This is a genomic window from Paracoccus aminovorans (genome assembly GCF_001546115.1).
GTDB classification, from domain to species: Bacteria; Pseudomonadota; Alphaproteobacteria; order Rhodobacterales; family Rhodobacteraceae; genus Paracoccus; species Paracoccus aminovorans_B.
The window spans coordinates 27999-47540 of the sequence record NZ_KQ955212.1; the positions used below are offsets into that span (position 1 = coordinate 27999).

Annotated in this window: 22 protein-coding genes and 4 pseudogenes; 13 read left to right on the top strand and 13 right to left on the bottom strand. The window is 62.6% G+C overall.

What is annotated here, in order from left to right:
- Positions 1-206 precede the first annotated feature (206 nt).
- Positions 207-688, bottom strand: a pseudogene (locus tag ASV56_RS21950) (IS5 family transposase); the annotation flags it as partial.
- Between the two features lie 48 nt (positions 689-736).
- On the opposite strand from ASV56_RS21950, the gene ASV56_RS21955 reads away from it, so the two are divergent.
- Complete coding sequence (locus tag ASV56_RS21955; protein WP_062562900.1) at positions 737-1696, top strand: IS481 family transposase; 960 nt, start codon at positions 737-739, stop codon at positions 1694-1696.
- 190 nt (positions 1697-1886) lie between these two features.
- The gene (locus ASV56_RS21960) at positions 1887-2243 is read left to right on the top strand and encodes a hypothetical protein (protein ID WP_062564091.1); all 357 of its coding nucleotides are present in this window, start codon (positions 1887-1889) and stop codon (positions 2241-2243) included.
- An 11-nt stretch (positions 2244-2254) separates the two neighbouring features.
- On the opposite strand, the gene ASV56_RS21965 is transcribed toward ASV56_RS21960, so the two are convergent.
- From ASV56_RS21965 to ASV56_RS23865, 3 genes are all read right to left on the bottom strand, one after another.
- Positions 2255-3457 carry a DUF1173 family protein gene (locus ASV56_RS21965; RefSeq protein ID WP_062564092.1) on the bottom strand — a complete coding sequence of 401 codons (1203 nt, stop codon included), beginning with the start codon at positions 3455-3457 and terminating at the stop codon, positions 2255-2257.
- A 133-nt stretch (positions 3458-3590) separates the two neighbouring features.
- The gene (locus tag ASV56_RS21970) at positions 3591-3818 is read right to left on the bottom strand and encodes a hypothetical protein (RefSeq protein ID WP_156429281.1); all 228 of its coding nucleotides are present in this window, start codon (positions 3816-3818) and stop codon (positions 3591-3593) included.
- 41 nt (positions 3819-3859) lie between these two features.
- Positions 3860-4009: a hypothetical protein gene (locus tag ASV56_RS23865; protein ID WP_156429282.1), complete on the bottom strand. Its 150-nt coding sequence runs from the start codon at positions 4007-4009 to the stop codon at positions 3860-3862.
- A 65-nt stretch (positions 4010-4074) separates the two neighbouring features.
- Between ASV56_RS23865 and ASV56_RS21975 the strand changes: the two genes are divergently transcribed.
- From ASV56_RS21975 to ASV56_RS21990, 4 genes and pseudogenes are all read left to right on the top strand, one after another.
- The gene (locus ASV56_RS21975; RefSeq protein WP_062564093.1) at positions 4075-4320 is read left to right on the top strand and encodes a type II toxin-antitoxin system VapB family antitoxin; all 246 of its coding nucleotides are present in this window, start codon (positions 4075-4077) and stop codon (positions 4318-4320) included.
- A 25-nt stretch (positions 4321-4345) separates the two neighbouring features.
- Positions 4346-4741 carry a PIN domain-containing protein gene (locus ASV56_RS21980; protein ID WP_172823808.1) on the top strand — a complete coding sequence of 132 codons (396 nt, stop codon included), beginning with the start codon at positions 4346-4348 and terminating at the stop codon, positions 4739-4741.
- Between the two features lie 35 nt (positions 4742-4776).
- Positions 4777-5472 (top strand): annotated as a pseudogene (locus tag ASV56_RS21985) (IS110 family transposase); the annotation flags it as partial.
- A 135-nt stretch (positions 5473-5607) separates the two neighbouring features.
- Positions 5608-6102, top strand: a pseudogene (locus ASV56_RS21990) (transposase); the annotation flags it as partial.
- Positions 6103-6311: 209 nt separating this feature from the next.
- Here the strand turns inward: ASV56_RS21990 and ASV56_RS21995 are convergent.
- Positions 6312-6575, bottom strand: coding sequence for an oxidoreductase (locus ASV56_RS21995; RefSeq protein ID WP_062564095.1), 264 nt, complete (start codon positions 6573-6575; stop codon positions 6312-6314).
- A gap of 98 nt (positions 6576-6673) precedes the next feature.
- Here ASV56_RS21995 and ASV56_RS22000 point away from each other — a divergent pair, with 98 nt between their 5' ends.
- The 3 genes and pseudogenes from ASV56_RS22000 to ASV56_RS22005 all read left to right on the top strand — a co-directional run bounded on the left by ASV56_RS22000 (position 6674) and on the right by ASV56_RS22005 (position 7753).
- On the top strand, positions 6674-7066 hold the full coding sequence (locus ASV56_RS22000; RefSeq protein ID WP_082724975.1) for a winged helix-turn-helix transcriptional regulator: 393 nt from the start codon (positions 6674-6676) through the stop codon (positions 7064-7066).
- Positions 7067-7277: 211 nt separating this feature from the next.
- Positions 7278-7418, top strand: a complete 141-nt coding sequence (locus tag ASV56_RS25005) for a DUF2585 family protein (RefSeq protein WP_367577178.1) — start codon at positions 7278-7280, stop codon at positions 7416-7418.
- Between the two features lie 8 nt (positions 7419-7426).
- Positions 7427-7753: pseudogene (locus ASV56_RS22005) on the top strand (DUF2585 family protein).
- 56 nt (positions 7754-7809) lie between these two features.
- Here ASV56_RS22005 and repC read toward each other — a convergent pair.
- From repC to repA, 3 genes are all read right to left on the bottom strand, one after another.
- The gene (gene repC / locus ASV56_RS22010) at positions 7810-8976 is read right to left on the bottom strand and encodes a plasmid replication protein RepC (RefSeq protein ID WP_082724976.1); all 1167 of its coding nucleotides are present in this window, start codon (positions 8974-8976) and stop codon (positions 7810-7812) included.
- A 166-nt stretch (positions 8977-9142) separates the two neighbouring features.
- Positions 9143-10066, bottom strand: a complete 924-nt coding sequence (repB, locus tag ASV56_RS22015; RefSeq protein ID WP_062564098.1) for a plasmid partitioning protein RepB — start codon at positions 10064-10066, stop codon at positions 9143-9145.
- On the bottom strand, positions 10066-11253 hold the full coding sequence (gene repA, locus ASV56_RS22020) for a plasmid partitioning protein RepA (protein ID WP_062564114.1): 1188 nt from the start codon (positions 11251-11253) through the stop codon (positions 10066-10068). The genes repB and repA overlap by 1 nt, the downstream gene beginning before the upstream one ends.
- Positions 11254-11502: 249 nt before the next feature.
- Between repA and ASV56_RS22025 the strand changes: the two genes are divergently transcribed.
- Both ASV56_RS22025 and ASV56_RS22030 read left to right on the top strand, forming a co-directional pair.
- Positions 11503-11742, top strand: coding sequence for an AbrB/MazE/SpoVT family DNA-binding domain-containing protein (locus ASV56_RS22025; protein WP_062564099.1), 240 nt, complete (start codon positions 11503-11505; stop codon positions 11740-11742).
- Positions 11739-12143, top strand: a complete 405-nt coding sequence (locus tag ASV56_RS22030; RefSeq protein WP_062564100.1) for a PIN domain-containing protein — start codon at positions 11739-11741, stop codon at positions 12141-12143. Before ASV56_RS22025 ends, ASV56_RS22030 begins: the two co-directional genes overlap by 4 nt.
- A gap of 89 nt (positions 12144-12232) precedes the next feature.
- Here the strand turns inward: ASV56_RS22030 and ASV56_RS22035 are convergent, their stop codons facing one another.
- The 5 genes from ASV56_RS22035 to ASV56_RS22055 all read right to left on the bottom strand — a co-directional run bounded on the left by ASV56_RS22035 (position 12233) and on the right by ASV56_RS22055 (position 17631).
- Positions 12233-13165: an IS5 family transposase gene (locus tag ASV56_RS22035; protein ID WP_062560474.1), complete on the bottom strand. Its 933-nt coding sequence runs from the start codon at positions 13163-13165 to the stop codon at positions 12233-12235.
- A gap of 365 nt (positions 13166-13530) precedes the next feature.
- Complete coding sequence (locus ASV56_RS22040; protein ID WP_062564101.1) at positions 13531-14460, bottom strand: isoaspartyl peptidase/L-asparaginase family protein; 930 nt, start codon at positions 14458-14460, stop codon at positions 13531-13533.
- The gene (locus ASV56_RS22045; RefSeq protein WP_062564102.1) at positions 14457-15371 is read right to left on the bottom strand and encodes a polysaccharide deacetylase family protein; all 915 of its coding nucleotides are present in this window, start codon (positions 15369-15371) and stop codon (positions 14457-14459) included. The genes ASV56_RS22040 and ASV56_RS22045 overlap by 4 nt, the downstream gene beginning before the upstream one ends.
- A 91-nt stretch (positions 15372-15462) precedes the next feature.
- A complete protein-coding gene (locus ASV56_RS22050; protein ID WP_036702816.1) occupies positions 15463-17043 on the bottom strand; it encodes an ABC transporter substrate-binding protein in 1581 nt (526 codons plus the stop codon).
- Between the two features lie 15 nt (positions 17044-17058).
- Positions 17059-17631: a MarR family winged helix-turn-helix transcriptional regulator gene (locus ASV56_RS22055; RefSeq protein ID WP_062564103.1), complete on the bottom strand. Its 573-nt coding sequence runs from the start codon at positions 17629-17631 to the stop codon at positions 17059-17061.
- 213 nt (positions 17632-17844) lie between these two features.
- On the opposite strand from ASV56_RS22055, the gene ASV56_RS22060 reads away from it, so the two are divergent.
- Both ASV56_RS22060 and ASV56_RS22065 read left to right on the top strand, forming a co-directional pair.
- Positions 17845-18546, top strand: coding sequence for a creatininase family protein (locus ASV56_RS22060; protein ID WP_036702814.1), 702 nt, complete (start codon positions 17845-17847; stop codon positions 18544-18546).
- Between the two features lie 24 nt (positions 18547-18570).
- A complete protein-coding gene (locus ASV56_RS22065; protein WP_062564104.1) occupies positions 18571-19542 on the top strand; it encodes an ABC transporter permease in 972 nt (323 codons plus the stop codon).

Consider the following 19542-nt stretch of genomic DNA (forward strand, 5'->3'; position numbering starts at 1 on the left):
CTTACCGGACAACTGGGCGCGCAGGCCATTGATCGTAAGTCATCGCCGCAGCTTGGTGTGCCCCGCCCTTCATGACCACGACCCGCATAGTCTGGTCGCGACTACCTCGGAAACGTCCGACAGGTAGGCGACGGTTCCGTTGCAGAATCCGCTCAGCGCAGGGCGTTCACATTATCCCGGCCCCGTTACGGCATCTCGTTCTCGATTCATAGCCAGAACATGACGGTTGCGGCGAGGGCGATGGTTGAGAGGAAGACCTTCGGGCATCTGTCGTAACGGGTTGCGACCCGTCGCCAGTCCTTCAGCCGCCCGAACATGATCTCGATCCGGTTGCGGCGTTTGTAGCGGCGCTTGTCATACTTGACGGGTTTTCCACGGGACTTCCGTCCCGGTATGCAGGGCTTAATCCCCTTGTCTTTCAACGCATCTCTGAACCAATCGGCATCATAGCCACGGTCGCCCAGCAGCCATTCTGCCGCCGGCAAGCTGCCCAACAGGGCCGCAGCACCGCTGTAGTCGCTCACCTGACCTGCAGTCATGAAGAACCGGATCGGCCGCCCATCAGCGTCGGTGACGGCGTGCAGTTTGGTGTTCATGCCGCCTTTGGTGCGGCCGATCAGGCGGCCCCTCTGGTCGCCGGGCCCCCTTTTTTCGCCCGCAGGCTGGAGGCCGTGCGATGCTGTTTGATCCCACGGTTTGATGGTGCGATCCATTCGTCGGAATGGAAGGAAGCACTATGGGACAAGTTCGTCACGGCTGCGCCACGACCACGCACGCCATTCGAGCAGCAATACAGCGATCGCAAGCTTCGATCGCGGCACTGAGCCAGGAGTTTGGGATCAATCCGAAGACCGTGGCGAAATGGCGTAACCGCGAGACGGTCGAGGATTTGAAGACTGGGCCCAAGGAGCCCCGATCCTCCGTGCTCAGCGAGGCTGAGGAAGCAATGGTCGTTGCCTTTCGGCGTCACACGCTCTTGCCGCTGGACGACTGTCTCTATGCTCTACAGCCTTCGATCCCTCACCTGACACGGTCAGCGCTGCATCGGTGCCTTCAGCGGCACGGCATCTCGCGCCTGCCTGAGATCGGCGGCGACAAGCCGAAGCGTCAGCGGTTCAAGCGCTATCCCATCGGTTTCTTCCACATGGATATCGCCGAAGTGCAGACGGCCGAGGGCAAGCTCTATCTCTTCGTGGCCATCGACCGAACGAGCAAGTTCGCGGTCACCCAACTCGTCGAAAAGGCTGACAGGAAGACCGCTTGGGAGTTCCTGGAGCATCTACTGGAAGCCGTGCCCTATCGCATCCACACGATCCTGACGGACAACGGCATCCAGTTTGCCGAGCAGCCCAGGAACCGAAACACTGCCTACTCCCGGCCGATGCGCTTCGACATGATTTGCGAAGCCAACGGGATCGAGCACAGGCTTACCAAGCCCAACCATCCTTGGACCAATGGCCAGGTCGAGCGGATGAACCGAACGATCAAGGAGGCTACCGTCAAACGCTTCCACTACGACACCCACGACCAACTCCGCACACATCTCATGGACTTCATGGCTGCCTACAACTTCGCTCGCAGGCTGAAGACGCTCAGCGGTCTCACGCCCTACGAATACATCTGCAAAGTCTGGACTTCAGAGCCGGACAGATTCATCGTCGATCCGATCCACCAGATGCCGGGACTGAACACCTAGTGACCGCCGAAACGGACGGTATCAAGGTCACGCTCTGCACGACCACAAGCCCTGGCAGACGGTTTACGGTGGCGCCGAAGTGATTTTTCACCCTCACGACGTCTCGACCACGCGAACACCTGTCGCACAACTCTATGACCGGTTTGCGGCTCGGGAGGGCGTAACACCGAATGATCGCTTGAGAGAGGATATGAACGGCGCGGTGCGCATCGGCAGCCTGTTCGCGGTTCTATGTGCGACCCTTTCGCGCCCGAAGATCCTGGAACGCGACGCAGCTCGCCCGCTGTCGAAGAGCGATGCAAAGGCGGCCAATACCGCCGGGCGCCGGGCGCCACGCTTTGCGCCCTCGGTGATCCGGCTGTCCCGCGCCGGCCGCACCGAACGTGACGCGCATCATCAGGGCGACCGGGTCGCGATAGCGGCCCGATCCGCCCATTGGGTGCGCGGGCACTTTTTTCTGGCACGAAATGGGCAACTGACCTGGCGCAGATCGCATGTGCGCGGCACTGGTGATCCGACCGAACGGGTCAAGTATGTAACCGAATAGGCGCCGACCGCTCATACCCCCTTCCGTTCCGGCAGCACCGGCATTTCGAACTCTCCTGCCGGCCAATGCCAGGCAGGATAGACACCTTCGGCAGCGATGGCCCGAAGCTCATCCTCTTCCTCGCCGGGCATGTCGGCGGGCGGCGAAAAGAGGGCCACAGGGCTTTCGGCGTCCAGCAGCAAGGCGTTTGCGACAGGAGCGCCGGCCTTCAGGTTGTATTTGAGACACTTGACGAAATCGCGATCCATCAATGCTTGGACCAATTCATGTTCCCGCTCGTTGTCGAACGGAAGCCATTGGCCGGTGACCGGCATGACAGCGATTTCGCGCACATTGCCGTAGTTTCCCTTCGTGCTGAAGGTGGCGATGCAGATCAGATGGGTGTCGGGCATCGCCTCGACCATTTCGACCTTCTCGCCGGCGATTTTGTCGAACCGCTTTCCTGTTTCCTCGTCCATGAACAGGGGAAAATCGGGCAAATGCTTGAAGGTGAGCTTCCTCCCGTATTGGGACGGTTGCTGACCTTTGAGTTCCGCGACCAGGATGCCGAGCGGAACCGGCTTGCCCTTCGCCGGCAGAAGCCGGTGCATGAACCGGCGACGTTCGGCGGCGAGCCTGTCCTTGTCCTCGATGGAGTAGACAGGCGGAACGAACAGGGTATCCGCCATTGCTCCGGCCTTCGTCTTGGTCCTGGCTGCGACGCCCTGTAGCTCGCGATGCACGATCCACCAACTGCGCCGGCGACCGTAGGCGCTGCGCCATTTGGTGAGGTCGGCCGCTTCCCACAAGTAATGGAGTGTTGCCAGCAGCCGGAGTTTCGACGGGCTGGCTTCGGCGGACGTGGCTTCGTCGCCGCCATCACCTACCGGCGTGGCGCGGGCCCCTTTAACCGACAGGGGAAAATCGAGCTTCAGAAGCGTCTCGCCGGCCTCGTCCGTGACGATTGCCTGGCCGTTGACCTGGCCCAGGCCGGACACTTCCGGCGGCGGGTCGAAGGTCGGGCAGGAGGGCTCGTGAAGATGGCCGGTTCCGGGCATTCGCTTCAGGAAAAATCCGGAGCCGATCTTGGCAACATACATGGGCGGCTCCGCCCGACTACACAGGCAGGTCGGCCGTGCCTTCTTCTCGTGCGCCCATGCCAGAATCTGTTGCAGGCGTTCCGCATCGGCGGAAAAGCTGGAATGGCCGAGGCGATAGGTGGGTTCTTTCGTCATTCTGGACAGCTTCTATCGTCAAATATGAGATGGGTTGCGACACCGGCATCGACGGAAAAGCCACCTGTCCCGAGGATCACCCCTCTGCGGCGCGGCCGGCGGCACGCGGTGCCCGCCTCGGCGGGCAGACGCCCTAGATCGCAGGTTCGCTTTTCTTCTTCGGCTGCGCGGGTCGGATTTCGATGAGGGAAACCATGAAAAACCCGAGGCCGATGCATGCTGCGATGACCAGAAGGGCTAGAAATGTTGGCAAAGCGGTTGGCATAACGTCAAGGCCGAGCAGAAAGAGCAGCAGCACTGTCGGCAATACGACCACCGAAACGTAGGCCACCATACCCGCCACTCTAGCCAGCGTGTTCATGATAGCTTCCATAAAATAATTTCCCTTCATCATGTTCTGTCTCAAGCGGTGATATAACCAACCGCAGCTACGGCGGCGCCGAGGCCTGCAGCGACGCTGCCCATGGGATCGACCGCAGCAATGTCCTGCAGGACGGGCATGAAGACATAGGCGGCCACGCCGGCGATGCCGAGACGGAAGATCAGTCGCACGTCATCCTCCTTGCAAAAGTATATACTGAAAGTTATATATCATCTATACCACAAAGGATAGACCGATGGCAATGCTTATCAAAGGCGATGAGATCGACGCGCTGGTCGCCAAATACTGTGCCATGACTGGCGTAAAAAACAAGTCCGAGGCGGTGCGCAAGGCGCTTGCCGCGCAGATCGAGGCGCTTGCCGCCGAGGAACGGCTTGTGGATCGGGTTGGCAGGATCCAGCGCCGCGCGGCCGAGGCGGGGTTCGTCAGCATGGGCGAAGACCTGAAGCCGTTCTTTGACGAGCAATGGGGCGAGGACTGATGTTCCTGGACGCGCGGTGGTTGCGGTGCTGCTGAACGAACCTGAAGCGCCCGGGCTGCTGAAGGCGATGGAGGCCTCGCGCGGCGCGCTGCGATTCTCGCCGGTCGTGCGGATGGAAGCGACGCTCGCCCTGGTCAGGGCAAAGGTGCAGGCCCGCGGCAAAGGCCCGGCGAAAGCCGAGGACTTTACCGCGGCGGCCGAACTGGTCGACGGGTTTTTCGAGGCGGCCGAAGCGCAAGAGATGCACATCACCACGGGGATGGGGAAGGAAGCGATGCGGGCGCTGTCGGTTTACGGCAAGGTCGTCGGCCACCCTGCGCAGCTCAATTTCGGGGACGCGCTCTCCTATGCCTGCGCGAAAGCCTACCATGTGCCCTTGCTCTACAAGGGCAATGACTTTTCCGAGACGGATATGGCTTGAGGTTTCACCATGGAAAATAGAGATGATACCGCAGAGGACGAGCCGTTTTGCGCAAGAAGATACGGCGAGCGCAGGTGCTGGAGTTTTTCAGCCAGCTGCCCTCTTGCGTCGTGGCGATGGAGGCCTGTGGCGGCGCGCATTTTTGGGGCCGCGAGATCGGCAAGCTGGGCCATGACGTGCGGCTGATCCCGCCTGCCTATGTGAAGCCCTTCGTGAAGCGTCAGAAGAATGATGCCGCCGCCGCGGAAGCGATCTGTGAAGCCGCACTGCGACCCACGATGCGTTTCGTGCCGGTGAAGAGCGAAGAGACGCAGGGCGCGGCGATGGTCTTCCGGGTCCGGGAGCTGCTGATCCGGCAGCGCACGCAAGCGATCAACGCCTTGCGCGGCCATTTGACCGAGTTCGGTCAGATCGTGCCGCAAGGGGCAACCAACGCCGCACGGCTGATCGCGATCGTGGAAGATCCGGAAAGTGACCTGCCTGCCGATGCCATTCCCACACTGAAGGCTTTGATCGCGGCGCTCATGCACCTGGAGGCAGAGATCGCCAAGCTCGATGCGGAGATCGCCCGTCGCGCCAAGGAGAATGACGTCGCCCGGCGGCTGATGACGGTGCCGGGCATCGGGCCGCTGATTGCCACGGCCATCGCTGTTCTGGCTCCGCCAGCCAAGGCGCTCGCGCAGGGTCTGCCTGCCGATGCGTGGAAGACCATCACATGGCGCGAGGGCAGCAACGTCGAGTTGACATCCCGCTTTGCTGCCGTGCACCTGCGGGTCGCGTCCAGAGACTACAACCTCACCCAGCCACGGCCCAAGGAATGGCTTCTTGTCGAGTGGCCTGATGGTGACAATGAACCGCTCAAGTATCCTGATGCGCGGCTCTACAAGAAGTCCCCCGGCACCGGCGCGATGCTGTGCTTCGTCGGCCATGCCCTGATGGAGAACCGCAGCGGGCTGGTGGTGCAGGCTGAACTGACAAAGGCTGACGGCCATGCCGAGCGCCGGGCGGCTCTGGCCATGATCCACGCCCATTCCCCGGGATCGACCCGCCGGCTGACGCTTGGTGCGGACCGGGGCTACGACAGCGCCGACTTCGTCCGCGACCTCAGGCAGGCTTGCGTCACGCCGCATGTGGGGCAGAAAGCCCGGCATTCGGCGATCGATGGCCGCACCATGCGACATGAGGGCTACGCGCTGTCACAGAAACACCGAAAGCGGATCGAGGAGCCGTTTGGCTGGAGCAAAACGATCGGCGGCCTCGCCCAGACCGTTTATCGCGGCATCGAACGCGTCCGCTCCCGCTTCGTGTTGACAATGGCCGCCAACAACCTGGCCCGGTTGCCCCGGCTACTGGGAGCGTGACGACGGCACTGACCAGAGGGCGGTCCCGCCACGCCGTCCGCAATGCCCGTGACATCGGGGGCTGCGAAAACAGGATACCGTTCTGAGACCGTGACTTCTTCAGCAGCCTGTTAGGGCAGCGCCTGTCCGCCAGGACTTCGACCGGCAGGCCGCCGAGTTCCAGCTCCGTGTCGCCGTGCGCAATGGCTTCACCGCGCTCGGCATCCCAGTCACGGAAGCCGTGGGACGAGGATGTCTCGGGAAAGGGCTACTCCGACCCTCAGCCGATTAGGGAAACAGAGTCCCGGGCGATCGATCACTGTCCCCTCGGTCAGGATCAGGCCGACCCCTGCCCTTTTGCGGTAGTAATCCGCCTGCGCGGCGCCGGGTACACCCTCAGCCGCCATCGCCCGTGTCATCGGGGCCATGACGATGCGGTTCGGAAGCGTCAGCCCGCCAACGGTAAACGGTCGGAAAAGTACCTCTGTCGTCATTGCATCCTGTCTTTTTCCTGCGTCAGCATCTAGGTATATGATAGATACCTGGTTTCAACTACACACTTGAAACGCACCAGGTTACCCGGAGGAAACCGATGCCCCCCTGCCCCGACACTTCTGACGGTTCAGCGTTCCGCTTTTCCGTCGATTGCCCGTCCCGGTTGCTGTTCGATCAGGTTGCGGACAAATGGTCGATGCTGATCATGTCGGTTCTTAACAACGGCCCCACCCGCTTCAACCAGCTGAAAAGATGCCTTGAGGGCGTGTCGCAGAAATCGCTTTCAGCAACGTTGAAGCGTCTGGAACGAAACGGAATCATCGCCCGCCATGTCCTTGAGACAAACCCGCCGGGCGTCGAGTATCAGTTGACCGAGCTGGGACGAACGCTGCTGCCGCCATTCCAGGCCATCTATCGCTGGACCTACGAGAATATGGCCGCCGTCGAAGCCGCCCGCAGCGCCTATGACAGGCGTACGAATGGTGATTGATCTGGCGTACCCGCAAGCTGTCTGAAGGCTGGCACGGAAAGGCGCGCCCCTGCCCCGCTCGCGTGGAATAGCTGGCGAAGCGTGCCGACAATCCGTTATCCCTGTCATGGATTGACCAATCCAAGCGGCGACCACGGCTGATGATACAGGGTTTCACCCCTTCATTCTCGTGACCCAGATCGTTCTGGGTACCGCGTTGTGGCTGCTTGCGATGGGACACGAACCGATCTGCACCTGCGGTCATGTCAAGCTTTGGCACGGCCAGGCCATGAGTGCGGAAAACTCGCACCATGTCGCGGACTGGTACATGCCTTCGCATCTGCTGCACGGGATCGGCTGCTGTGGTTGGTAGCGCGATGGATGCCTTCTGGCGTACGGCTGGTCATTGCCACGCTGATCGAAGCGGCATGGGAGATCGTCGATAATTCCGACGGCTTCATCGGGTAGTATCGTGCTGTGACCATCTCGCTGGATTATTACGGCGACAGCGTGCTGAATTCGGTCGCCGACATTCTTGCGATGATCGTGGGCTTCTGGCTGGCGCGGGTGCTGCCGGTCGGGGCCTCTGTCGCGCTGGTTCTGGGTTTCGAGGCGCTGACGCTTTGGATCATCCGCGACGGGCTGGTGTTGAACGTTCTGATGCTGCTGTGGTCGCTTGATGCAATCCGGGACTGGCAGGCAGGTTAGCCGACGTTTTGCACGGCCTTCCGTCTCGTCCAGAACCAGGTTGACAGCTGTCAACATCACGCCCGCTGCATCTGGTTGCCCGACAACAGGGCCATGACCATCGGCCCTGCCGAGAATATCCCCCGCGCGGCCTTTTCGGTCAATGCGCGCAAATAGCCACCGGGGCAGCGGATCATCGCTGCGCGTTGCAGTATACAGGCCAAGGCCACCGCGGCCGTGTCATCACCCATATGCCGGCGAGCAGAGGCCCAGGCATCGGGACTGATCCCAAGCATGGGGTGAACGAAGGCAGAGACATTCAAGAGATCTCTCCAGCTCTGGATCGGCTGATGGGCATATGTGGTGATCTCCGGTGCCGCCTTCAGGACCAGTTCCAGGGGCAATTTGGGCGCAGCACCGTCGATTATCCGCGTTCTTCCTTCTCTCTGGCAGGAATCAGATTCATAAGATTCTGACTCTGAACTCTGATGGTGCCGCTCATTTTGGCTGGCATTGTCGCTCATTTCCTGCGCTTCAGGCAGCAGCTTTACCTTGATTTCGGCCAGCAGATCGTCAAGCGCAAGCCCGAGTTTCCGCAGGTCCTCAAGGGGCAGCTTCCGCCGGATCTGGCGTTGCACATTGGTCAGCATCTGCGAGAGCGCTTCAAGCCCGGACGCCGAGGGGTCACTTGCCCAGGCAAGTAGCTTGGCGGCATCACGCAGCCGCAGGACGACGCTTTCGCGCAGGCGGCGATGTTGCAGGGTCAGCTGCCGCGCGGTTTTGGCGGCTTCGGCAATTTCAGCCGCGCGCACAAGCAAGGGCCGCAGATCAAAGCCGAAAGCACGGTCGATCTGCCCGGCGTTGTTGCGGGTGGCATAGCGCTTGCCGTTCGGGCTGTCATGGCGAAGGATTAGGCCCGCGCGGGTCAATGCGGCGATATGGCGGCGCAGGGTGCTTTCGGGCATTCCATGCACCCGGCCCGACAGCGCGGCGTTCGAGGGGAACACGATCAACTGGTCGTTGTCGCGCAGCTCTTTGGTCGGGTGGAAGGACAGCAGGGCCGCAAGCACGGCAAGATCACGATCCGAAACGCCGAAGGCTTTGCGCGCTTCCGTCACGTCTTGCAGAATGGTCCATTTGTCCTGAATTCGGGGCAGGGCAGGGGCCTCGGCCAGCGCATTGTTTGCCAGCAGTCCAGCCGAAACCGGACGGCGCCCGAAGGGCGTCGCAGAAATGTGCCTCATATCGATTGTCACAGGGCAATAGAAAATCGCTCGCCGGAAAGACGCCGGTTGACAGCTGTCAACGATTGCCGTTATCTTCGAGGTGCTAGATCGAGAAACGGCCCTTCGGGATATCTTGTCCTGGGGGGCTTTCTTTTGCCTTATTGTGCCTCCTTGCTGGTTTCGTTCAGTCGTTCGGGCCGCTTTTCGGGCGATTTTCCAGCCAGTTGCGGTGAACCTCGTCAATGTGATCGGCCAGCCAGTCGGCAAAGGCGCGGCCTTCTCCGGTCAGCTCGATCACGGTTTTTTTCCGGCTTCGCGTGATCCGCCCAAGTCGTGCCTGGTCGTGACCACGCAGGACCTGCGGCGCGGATCGGGGGCGGGGTGCGGTCAATGATGACAGCACGGCGGTGAAACGGCTGTCCGAATCCGGTCCCTGCGCCGCCGCGATCAGTTCCTCGGGCGGCTGGCCCTTGGTCTTCTGTGCCATCGCCAGCCAGCGATCCCGCCCGGCCGAGGGCGCTGCCCCGATCGCGCGGATGACGGGTTCTGGGATGGCATCGGTTACCGTCAGCATTCGCGAGATCACGGTCTTGTCGATGCTCAGCGCATCGCAAATCACCTTGCGATCGAACCCGGCCCTGACCATCTGCGCGGCAAAATTCGCCTTTTCGATGAAGCTCAGATCCTTGCGGGCGGTGTTCTCCTGTCCCTGCGCCACGATCAGCTCGCGGTCGTTCAGGCTGCGGATCATCGCCTTGACGGGCAGCTTCAGCTCTCGCATGGCCTGGACGCGACGGCGCCCGAAAACCACCTCATAGCGGCCCTCGTCATTGGGCGAAAGGCGCAGCAGCACCGGCACCTGCTGGCCGTATTCGTGGATCGATTCCTTCAGGGCCTCGATCCCGGCCGCGTCCTCATCCAGCCGGTCGTCGATGCCGGCGCGGTCGATCATGTCGGGATGAACCTCGATGATCGCGCGGCTTTTCAACTCGCTGATCGACTTCGAAACGGCCCCGATCGCACCTCGATCCGAGCGGGGCAGGGGGCGCGGCTCCTCGGTCGTGGTGGGCGCATTCATCAGGTTTTTCAACAGATCCTTGCGTGCCATCATGCCCCCTTGCCGCGACCCCAGGCCGCTTGGATCAAGCCCTCGATCTCTGCGTTCACCGCGTTCAGGCTTTCCATTGCGCGCTCATAGGTCGAGCGCGTGAATTGAGCTTTTTCAACCTCATAGAGGGTCTGCTTGGTGATCCCGGCATCCGAAATCGCGGTCGATTTCAATACCGGATGGTTCAGCACATTCTCGCCGAACATCGACCGCATGAAGCTGACCATCTGGTTCTGCGGCCCGTCGCCCGGCTCGTATCGGGTGATGACATAGCGCATCCAGTCGTAATCCATGCGCCCGCCGGCATCGGCGACAACGCCCAGAAGGTTCGATGTCATCAGCAGGAACTGGCACATCGACATAACATCCAGCATCTGCGGGTGGACAGTCACAAGAATGGCGGTGGCCGCGGACAGAGCGGACATGGTCAGAAACCCCAGCTGCGGCGGGCAGTCGATCACCACGATGTCGTATTCGTCTTTGACGTCGACCAGAACGTCGCCAATCCGGGTAAAGAAATAGTTACCCGACCGTTCGCGCAATGCCATGGGTGTTGCGTGTTCGAACTCCATCAGGTCCAGATTGCCGGGGATCAGGTCCAGATTGGTGAAATAGGTCTTTTGAATCACGGACTTGATCGGAACCGGATCCTCATAGCGGATCGTGTCATACAGGGTGCCGCCATCCACCAGGTCGAATTCGGGCTGGACCCCGTGCAGCGCCGACAGGCTGGCCTGCGGGTCCAGATCGATCGCCAGAACCCGATAGCCGTCCAGCGCCAGCTTCTGCGCCAGATGTGCGGCCGTGGTGGTCTTGCCCGACCCGCCCTTGAAGTTGATGACGGTGACGACCTGCAGATGATCGCCCTCGCGCCGTCCGGGCAGATAGGTTCCGGGCGCCTTGGCGCCCTTTTCCAGCATGACGCGCAGCGCCTGGATGTCGGCGGGGCTGTAATACCGGCGTCCACCGGCCCGCGTCTCGGGTGACGGTCCCTTGCCGTCCAGATCCAGCTTGCGCAGATAGGCGTCCTTGACGCCCAGCAGGTCCGCGACCTCGCCCGAGGTGAACTTGCGCAGCTCGCGCTTTGCGTCTGGCGGGAAAAGCTGTTCGCGATGCGCCTGCAGGCGCTCGGAAAGAGCTGCGGCATGATCGCCGATCAGCTTGTCGATACGCGTATTTGGCCGCATATTGTTCACGGCGCTGCCCCTCATGTTTCGGCTTCTTGCGCTGCGGCTGTGCCGATTGTTACGCTTTTGGCCGTCTTATTCTGTTTCTTTCGTAATTAAATGCGTGCTTTTCCCGATTCTCGCAAGGGTTTTTCGGCGCTGGACCACATATTGTGGCTGATCGCGGCCGCTCAACAAGCCGGAGCGGTTGCAAAAGAAAGGCAAATATGCCATATGTAATGATGTTCAAGCATCCGCATTGGGGCCAGCATGTCCGAATCGACCATCACCATCAAGGGCCAGACGACCTTGCCGAAGGCTGTGCGGCAGGCGCTGGAATTGGCGCCCGGCGATCGGCTGCGCTATGTGATCCTGGATGACGGGCAGGTGCGGCTGATGCGGACCCGGCCGGTTGCGGAACTGGCGGGGATGCTGCGGCGGGACGGACAGAAAGCCGTCACTCTGGAGGAGATGGAGCAGGCCATCGCCGCTGGTGCGCACCGGGCATGATCGCACTGGATACGAATGTGATCGTCCGCTTTCTGACGCAGGACGATCCGCAGCAATATGCGCAGGCCGCATCGCTGATGGCGGGTCTCGGCGCGGATCGTCCCGGATTTCTGTGCCGGGAAGTCATGGTCGAACTGGTCTGGGTGTTGGAGCGCGCCTATCACCTGCCGCGCCATGACATCGCGTCCGCGATCGATGGGCTGTTGGCCGCGAAAGAGCTGCAGATCGAAGCAGCCGACCGCGTTGGCCTTGCCGTCGAGCGGTATCGACAGGGCGGCGCGGGGTTTTCCGACCAGATGATCGCGCTGGCGGCGGAAGACAATGGCTGCGACGCGATCTTCAGCTTCGATCGCAAGGCAGTGGCCGGGGCAGGGATGTCATCCATGCCCGCGCGTTTCTGACGTCTCAGCCCAACAGCCGCGCCGCCGGGTTCTCGGGCTCTGTTGCACAAATCGGCTTAAGGCCGAGGTTCCCCTTTCCCCGGACGGACTTATCCCACAGCTTCCGTGACGGGTATTCCGAGCGCGGTGTAGCCGTTCAGGACGGCGATGCGGACCTGGAGTTCGGCGACCTGTCGGTCGAAGTCCCGTGCCATGAGCCGCTGGCCCAGCAACTTGATACAATGCATCTTTGTCTCGACGCGGCTTCGGCGGTGGTATCCACACCATCGTCGCCAGAGCGCGCGGCCCAGGTATTTCGCCGCGCGCAGGGCCTCATTTCGGGCCACGGCTCCGGCGGTGATCGTCTTCCAGGGCTTCGCGTTCTTGCGGGGCGGGATGACGGCATGGGCACCGCGATCTGCAATCGCATCGTGGCATTTGCGCGTGTCGTAGGCGCCATCAGCCGTAACGCTACCGATTTCCTGGTCCTGCGGGATTTGGTCGAGAAGGTGGGGTAGGATGGGCGCATCACCGATGTGGCTCCCGGTGACTTCGACGGCCCGGATCTCCAACGTTTCTTCATCGATCCCAAGGTGGAGCTTGCGCCAGACGCGCCGTTTCGGGCCGCCATGCTTGCGTGCGTGCCACTCGCCTTCACCTTCGACCTTGATCCCGGTGCTGTCGACCAGCAGGTGCAACGGCCCCTTGGAGCCGCGGTAGGGGATGTTCACGGCCAAGGTCTTCTGGCGGCGAGATAGCGTGCTGAAGTCGGGCACCGTCCAGTTCAGGCCGACCAGCCGTAGCAGGCTCTCGACGAACCCGGTCGTCTGCCGGAGCGCCATGCCGAACAGCACTTTCATCGAGAGGCACGTCTGGATAGCGGCATCGCTGTAGGTCTGCTGGCGGCCACGCCTGCCTGTCGGCGCGGCATCCCAGCTCATCTCGGGGTCAAACCAGATCGTCAGCGAGCCCCGGCGCTTGAGTGCTTCATTGTAGGCTGGCCAGTTCCTGGTCTTGTAGGTCGGGGGTATGGGTCTGCTCATGCATCCCAGCTACCACCCTGGATTCGCGAGATGAATCCCTCACGCGATTTGTGCAACAGAGCCCCTATCTAGTCTCGGATCGGGGTAATTTCGCCAAAGGCCGCAAGGCGCTAAGCGCCGAGCCTCTGGAACTCCCCAAGTCGATGCCGACCTATTGGGGCGCGTTCATCCGCTCGGGCTGGCCGACGGCCGGGGGCCCGTCCGAATGGTCGTGGTATCAGGCGGGGACAGGCCCGATCCCGTCGCTGCGCAAAGCCCGTCTCTGCAATCACCTCGCGGCATCAATGCGGCTTCTGGGTCGATCTCTCCGGCGGGAATAGGGTGGACATGCGCTCCCCGCCGGTCTTGAGCGGGGGGCGCTTTCATCAACGATAGATGAAGGTCTGCGGCGCCTCGCCGCGCCGGGCGGTGCCGCGATACATGCCCTCGCAATTGAAAGGCATGGCGATATTGCCCGCGCGATCCACGGCGATCACCCCGCCCGAGCCGTCGTTGGGCATCAGATCCTCCATTACCACCGCCGTCGCCGCCTGTTCCAGCGTTTGGCCCGCATGGCGGATGCGGGCAGCGATCTCTGCCCCGGCGGTCCAGCGGATGAAGATCTCGCCATGCCCGGTGCCCGAGACAGCGCAGGTGGCATTGTCAGCAAAAGTGCCGGCTCCGATCACTGGCGAATCGCCAACCCGGCCAGGCGGCTTGGCGGTCATGCCCCCGGTCGAGGTCGCTGCCGCCAGATTGCCCGACAGGTCCAGCGCCACCGCACCGACCGTGCCGTGGCGGCGGGCGGGATCGGTTTCCGCCGTGCCCGATGCGCGCAACGCCATGGTTTCCTGAAGCGCGGTCCAGCGCGGCTCGGTAAAGAAATAATCGCGGTCGCCGAAGGGCAGCCCGGCCGCGCGCGCCAAGTCCACGGCGGGGGCGCCGGTCAGCAGTACCTGCGGGCTGTCCATCACCAGCCGCGCCACCCGGATCGGGTTGCGCGGGCCGAAGATGCCGGCGACCGCGCCGGCCTGCCGGTCACGGCCGTCCATTACGGCGGCGTCCATCTCCTGCTCGCCGGCCGAGGTATAGACCGCACCGCGCCCGGCGTTGAACAGCGGCTCGTCCTCAAGAACGACGACCGCCGCTGTCACGGCGTCGATGGCAAGCCCGCCATCGCGCAGCACCGCCTGCCCCGCCTCCAGCACGCGGCGCAGGGCGGCGTGATAGGCAGCCTCTTTTTCCGGCGTCATCTTGGCTCGCAGGATGGTGCCCGCGCCGCCGTGAACCGCCAATGCCCAGGTTTGTTTCGTCATCCCCGCACCTCCATTCCGGACGCGCTGGCGCAATGGCGGGCGATGTCGGCATGGGTCGTGACCCAGCAATCACCCTTGTCCTCGATGCGCTTCAGCAGTTCTTCCAGGATGAAGATGCGCGAGCGGTAGCCGATGACATGCGGGTGCATGGTCAGGAGGAACAGCCCGCCCTCGGCATGAGCCGCCTCGAACTCGCGCAGGAAGATGTCGAGGACGGCGGGCGGGGGCGTATAGGGACGCGTGCCGCCGAAGCGGTTCATCGAGAAGTAGGGCGCATCGTCGCGAATCCATTCCACCGGCAGTTCGACGATGCCGGTCGGGCGGCCGTCGGTCACGATCTCATAGGGGTCGTCGTCCGAGAACAGCGAACTGTCGTAGAGCAGGCCCAGATCCTCGGCGATGGACAGCGTGGTCGGGCTGTAGTCCCAGGAACAGGTGCGCATCCCCACAGGGCGAACCCCGGTGATGCGTTCCAGCGTGTCGGCGGCGCGCAGCATCAACTCGCGTTCCTGCGCGGGGGGGACCAGGGTATTGACCTCGTGGATCCAGCCGTGCAGCGCCACCTCGTGGCCATCGTCCACCAGCGATTTCTGCTCGTCCGGGTGCAGGCTGGCCGAGACGCCGGGCACGAAGAAGCTGGCCTTGGCACCGAAACGGTCCAGAAGCGCGCGGATGCGCGGAATGCCGCGCCGACTGCCGTATTCTCCCTGCGACATGCGGCCGATGGACTTGCCGCCGTCGCGCAATTCATTGGTTTCATGGTCGCTGTCGAAGCTGAGCGCGACGGCGCAACGTGCGCCCCCTGGCCAGCTTGCCGGTTTCAGCGACCGGCCGGCGCGGATGAACTCGACCACTCCGCGCCAAGTCGGTTCGTCCCAGGAATAGGGCGGGGTATCGGGGGCAAGGGTCATTTCGGCTCTCCTGAAAGGGGCCGGATCGGGGCGTGTCCCGATCCGGCGCATATGCACGGCCTCGGCGCCCCGGATGCGCCGGGGCAGGGGATCACTTCACGGGATGCACGTCCATGGCGACGGTGTCCTCGTCCGCGCGCGGATCATAGGTCACCTTGTCGGCCTTCATGCCCCAGGCCGAGACGTTGATCGCTAAGGGCAGGTCGGGCCGTTCGGTCGCGACCAGCTTGTTGGCCTCTTCCAGCAGGGCCTTGCGCTTGGTCTCGTCCATCTCGGCGGCGGCGGCCTCGATCAATTCGTCCATCTTCGGGTTCGAATAGCCGCGCACGTTGAAGGCGCCCTGCGACTTCTCGGGCTCGTTGGTGTGCATCAGGGCCGACAGCGTATAGTTCGATTCGCCGGTCAGCGTGGCCCAGGAAGCCATGTAGAGCGAATACTCCCCGCGCGTCTTGGCCGGGTTGAACACTGTCGCGGGCACGCCCTGCACATCCACCTTGACGTCGATGGCGGCCAGAAGCTGGGCGACGGTCGGGCCAAGCTCGGTCGGCATCCGGTCGTTCGCATAGGCCAGCGTGACCTTAAAGCCCTCGGGATAGCCCGCCTCGGCCATCAGGGCACGAGCGCGGTCCACGTCATAGACCGGCTCGGGGATGTCTTTGTTATAGCCGAAAACGCTCGGGGTCACGAGTTGCGTCGCCTGCACCCCCATGCCCTCCAGCGCGAATTCGATGATCGTCTCGCGGTCCAGCGCCAGGTCGAAGGCTTCGCGCACCCGGGGATCCAGGAAGGGGTTCTTCTCGGCCTTCTTGCCGGAATTGTCCCAGACCTGCGGTGTGTCCTCCCGGAAGTCGAATTCCAGATAGGGGATGAAGGCCGAGGGGTTCTTGACCAACTTCAGCGCGCCGTCCTGTTCGACGCTGGCAAGGTCGGTGGCGGGGATTTTCGAGATCAGATCGACCTGTCCGGCCAGCAGCTGCGCGACGCGGGCGGCGTCGTTGGGGATTTCCTTGCGCGTCACCTTGTCCCAAGGCTGCGCGCCGCCCCAGTAGCCGTCGAATTTCTCAAGCACCAGATCCTGCGTCGGCGCCCAGCTCACGAACTTGTAAGGCCCGGTGCCGATGGTCGCCTTGCCCGAGTTGAAGCCTTCGGCAGAGGTTTCCTTGGTCGAGTAATCCGCCGCCGCCGTGTGCGAGACGATGAACAGCCGCACGAAATCGTTGGGCAGCGTCGGCGCAGGGCCATGGGTCTTGATGCGGATGGTATGGGGATCGACGATCTCGGTGCCGGCGACGTTGCGGACATAGACCGTGGTCGGGTTCGGCCCGGTGACGTTGGGGATGCGCTCGATCGAGAATTTAACGTCCTCGGCGGTAAAGTCGGAACCGTCGTGGAACTTGACCCCCTCGCGCAGCGTGAACTCCCAGGTGGTATCGTCGATGGCCTTCCATTCGGTCGCCAGTTGCGGCTCGATCTGAAGGTCGTTGCCGGATTTCAGCAGCGTGTCGAAAATCTGCTTGGTCGCTTCGGCATTGGCTGATGTGGCGGTGAAATGCGGGTCCATCGAGGCCGGGCCTGACTTGGTCGCGATCACAAGGTCATCGGCCAGCGCCGGGATCGGCGCGGCCAGCGCGGTCGCAAGCAGCAGCGCACGAAGCTTGGGTTTCAGGTTCATGGTATCCCTCTTGGATTAAGGTTGATCGACCGGTTGCGGGCCGGTTTCTTGTGTGTTTCCGGGCACCGGCCCGGTAGCACCCGCCGGTTCCCCGGCAAGCGTTTGGGGCCAGTCCCCCGAGGCCGCGACCAGCTTGGTCAGGATCTCGGACAGGGTCAGCCGTTCCGCAGGACTGAGACATTCCAGCATGCGCCGTTCGTGCCCCAGCATGGCGGCCTCGACCGATTCGACCGCCGCGCGGCCCTTGTCGGTCAGGTGCAGCGTGATCCGCCGCTGGTCCTCGGCGTCGCCCTCGCGTTCGATCAGGCCGAGGCGAAGCACCTTTCCCGCGGCGCGGCTCAGCGTGTTCTTGGGAAAACCCGACGAACGCACGACATCGGTCAGGGTCGAAGACCCGCCCAGATACAGCGACCACAGCAGCACGAAATCGGGGCGCAGCAGGCCAAGCCTGTCCTGGATCAGGCCATAGACCGGATTGTTGAAAAGCAGGGCAAGATAGTTCAGCCGGAACGAAAACCAGCATGGATTCGCCCACAGGCGGCTTCGCAGCGGGCTATCCTCGGCGATGCCCTCAATGGTCAGGGGCATGTCCCGGCCGGCCCTGCCTTCGTAGAGTGACTGGCGTATCTCATCATCCATGCGGGTGTCTGTATTTTTACCAACAGTTCCATTCGGAACCGTATTTGCAAGAAATCCCTTGCGTCAATCAAAATCATTGCCCTAATGGAACAAAAATTGGGTTTGCAGGAAGATTTGACAGCGCGGCGGCAAGAAGGTCGGATCCTGCGCGGAAAGGATGAGATGCGTATTCAGGACATGAACTGGGGCCAGGTTGAGGCCCGCGTGGCGCAGGACGACCGCTGCATCCTGCCGATCGGCTCGGTCGAGCAGCACGCCTATCTCAGCCTCGCCACCGACATGATCCTGGCCGAGCGCGTTTCGGTCGAGGCGGCAGAACCGCTGGGCGTGCCGGTCTATCCCTGCCTGCCCTTCGGCATGGCCTCGGGTTTCGCCGCCTTTCCGGGCACGATGACCTTGCGCCTGCGCACCTATCTGGCGGTCGTCGAGGACATGCTGGACAGCGTCTATCGCTCGGGCTTTCGCCGCATCCTGATTGTCAACGGCCACGGTGGCAATTCGCCGGTCAACCCGCTGCTGATCGAATGGATGAACGAGCACCGCGACACCTCGGTCAAGTTGCATGACTGGTGGCGTGCACCCCGGACCTGGGCCAAGGTGCAGAAAACCGATCCGGCCGCCTCTCATGCAAGCTGGATGGAGAACTTTCCCTGGACCCGGATCGAGGGCGCGCAGGTTCCGAACTTTGCCAAGGAATGCATCGACTTCGACGCCACTGCCCGGGTGGACGCATGGCGCAAGCGCGAGCGCATCGCCGAGGGCAATTATCATGGCGTCTTTCAGCGCCCCGACGCCGACATGCTGGCGATCTGGCAGGTCGCGGTCGAGGAAACCCGTCACCAGATCGAGCACGGCTGGCACTGACAGTACCGCCCCCACGGAGGCCCAATGGCATCTTTTATCATCCGCAGGTTAGCGCAGGCTCTGGTCGTGCTGCTGGTCATGTCGGTGCTGGTCTTTGCCGGCGTCTATGTGATCGGCAACCCGGTCGATGTGCTGATCTCGCCCGACGCGACGCAGGCGATCCGCCAGCAGGTGATCGAGCAATACGGCCTCGACCTGCCGGTCTGGCAGCAATACCTGCAATTCCTGCAACGCCTGCTGACCGGGGATCTGGGCAGATCCTTCGTCTTCAACATGCCGGTGGGCACCCTGATCGCCCAGAAGCTGCCGGCGACGCTGGAACTGACGCTGATCGCGGTGTTCTTTGCCTCGGGCATCGGCATTCCGCTGGGCGTCTATGCCGGCTACCGGCCCGACAGCAAGACGTCGCGGCTGATCATGGCGGCGTCGATCCTGGGCTTTTCGGTGCCGACCTTCTGGATCGGGCTGATGCTGATCATGGTCTTTGCCGTGCAACTCGGCATCCTGCCCGCCGGTGGGCGCGGCGCCACGCGCGAACTTATCGGAGTGCCGTTTTCCTTCCTGACGCTCGACGGCTGGTCGCATCTGATCCTGCCGGCGCTAAATCTTTCATTGTTCAAGATGTCGATGATATGCCGGCTGGCCGCATCCGGCACCCGCGAGGTGATGCTGACCGATACGATCAAGTTCGCCCGCGCCGCCGGCATTCCCGAACGCACCATCCTGCGGCGGCATGTGCTGAAGCTGATCTCGATCCCGCTGGTCACGGTCTTTGGCCTTGAACTCGGCTCGACGCTGGCCTTCGCGCTGGTGACCGAGACGATCTTCAGCTGGCCGGGCCTTGGCAAGCTGATCGTCGATTCGATCACCTCGCTTGATCGGCCGGTGATGGTCGCCTACCTGATGCTGGTCTCGGCGCTGTTCGTGGTTATCAACCTGTGCGTGGATCTGGCCTATGCGCTGCTGGATCCCCGCCTGCGTCATGGGAAGAACTGA

Coding starts and splice junctions, on each gene's coding strand:
- repC (WP_082724976.1), bottom strand. CDS start 8,976: ATGAGGCACATTTCTGCGACGCCCTTCGGGCGCCGTCCGGTTTCGGCT.
- ASV56_RS22000 (WP_082724975.1), top strand. CDS start 6,674: ATGCCCCCCTGCCCCGACACTTCTGACGGTTCAGCGTTCCGCTTTTCC.
- ASV56_RS25005 (WP_367577178.1), top strand. CDS start 7,278: ATGGGACACGAACCGATCTGCACCTGCGGTCATGTCAAGCTTTGGCAC.
- repB (WP_062564098.1), bottom strand. CDS start 10,066: ATGGCACGCAAGGATCTGTTGAAAAACCTGATGAATGCGCCCACCACG.
- repA (WP_062564114.1), bottom strand. CDS start 11,253: ATGCGGCCAAATACGCGTATCGACAAGCTGATCGGCGATCATGCCGCA.
- ASV56_RS21960 (WP_062564091.1), top strand. CDS start 1,887: ATGAACGGCGCGGTGCGCATCGGCAGCCTGTTCGCGGTTCTATGTGCG.
- ASV56_RS22060 (WP_036702814.1), top strand. CDS start 17,845: ATGCGTATTCAGGACATGAACTGGGGCCAGGTTGAGGCCCGCGTGGCG.
- ASV56_RS22040 (WP_062564101.1), bottom strand. CDS start 14,460: ATGACGAAACAAACCTGGGCATTGGCGGTTCACGGCGGCGCGGGCACC.
- ASV56_RS21965 (WP_062564092.1), bottom strand. CDS start 3,457: ATGACGAAAGAACCCACCTATCGCCTCGGCCATTCCAGCTTTTCCGCC.
- ASV56_RS21955 (WP_062562900.1), top strand. CDS start 737: ATGGGACAAGTTCGTCACGGCTGCGCCACGACCACGCACGCCATTCGA.
- ASV56_RS21995 (WP_062564095.1), bottom strand. CDS start 6,575: ATGACGACAGAGGTACTTTTCCGACCGTTTACCGTTGGCGGGCTGACG.
- ASV56_RS21970 (WP_156429281.1), bottom strand. CDS start 3,818: ATGAACACGCTGGCTAGAGTGGCGGGTATGGTGGCCTACGTTTCGGTG.
- ASV56_RS22055 (WP_062564103.1), bottom strand. CDS start 17,631: ATGCCCCTGACCATTGAGGGCATCGCCGAGGATAGCCCGCTGCGAAGC.
- ASV56_RS22050 (WP_036702816.1), bottom strand. CDS start 17,043: ATGAACCTGAAACCCAAGCTTCGTGCGCTGCTGCTTGCGACCGCGCTG.
- ASV56_RS22030 (WP_062564100.1), top strand. CDS start 11,739: ATGATCGCACTGGATACGAATGTGATCGTCCGCTTTCTGACGCAGGAC.
- ASV56_RS22045 (WP_062564102.1), bottom strand. CDS start 15,371: ATGACCCTTGCCCCCGATACCCCGCCCTATTCCTGGGACGAACCGACT.
- ASV56_RS22065 (WP_062564104.1), top strand. CDS start 18,571: ATGGCATCTTTTATCATCCGCAGGTTAGCGCAGGCTCTGGTCGTGCTG.
- ASV56_RS22025 (WP_062564099.1), top strand. CDS start 11,503: ATGTCCGAATCGACCATCACCATCAAGGGCCAGACGACCTTGCCGAAG.
- ASV56_RS21975 (WP_062564093.1), top strand. CDS start 4,075: ATGGCAATGCTTATCAAAGGCGATGAGATCGACGCGCTGGTCGCCAAA.
- ASV56_RS22035 (WP_062560474.1), bottom strand. CDS start 13,165: ATGAGCAGACCCATACCCCCGACCTACAAGACCAGGAACTGGCCAGCC.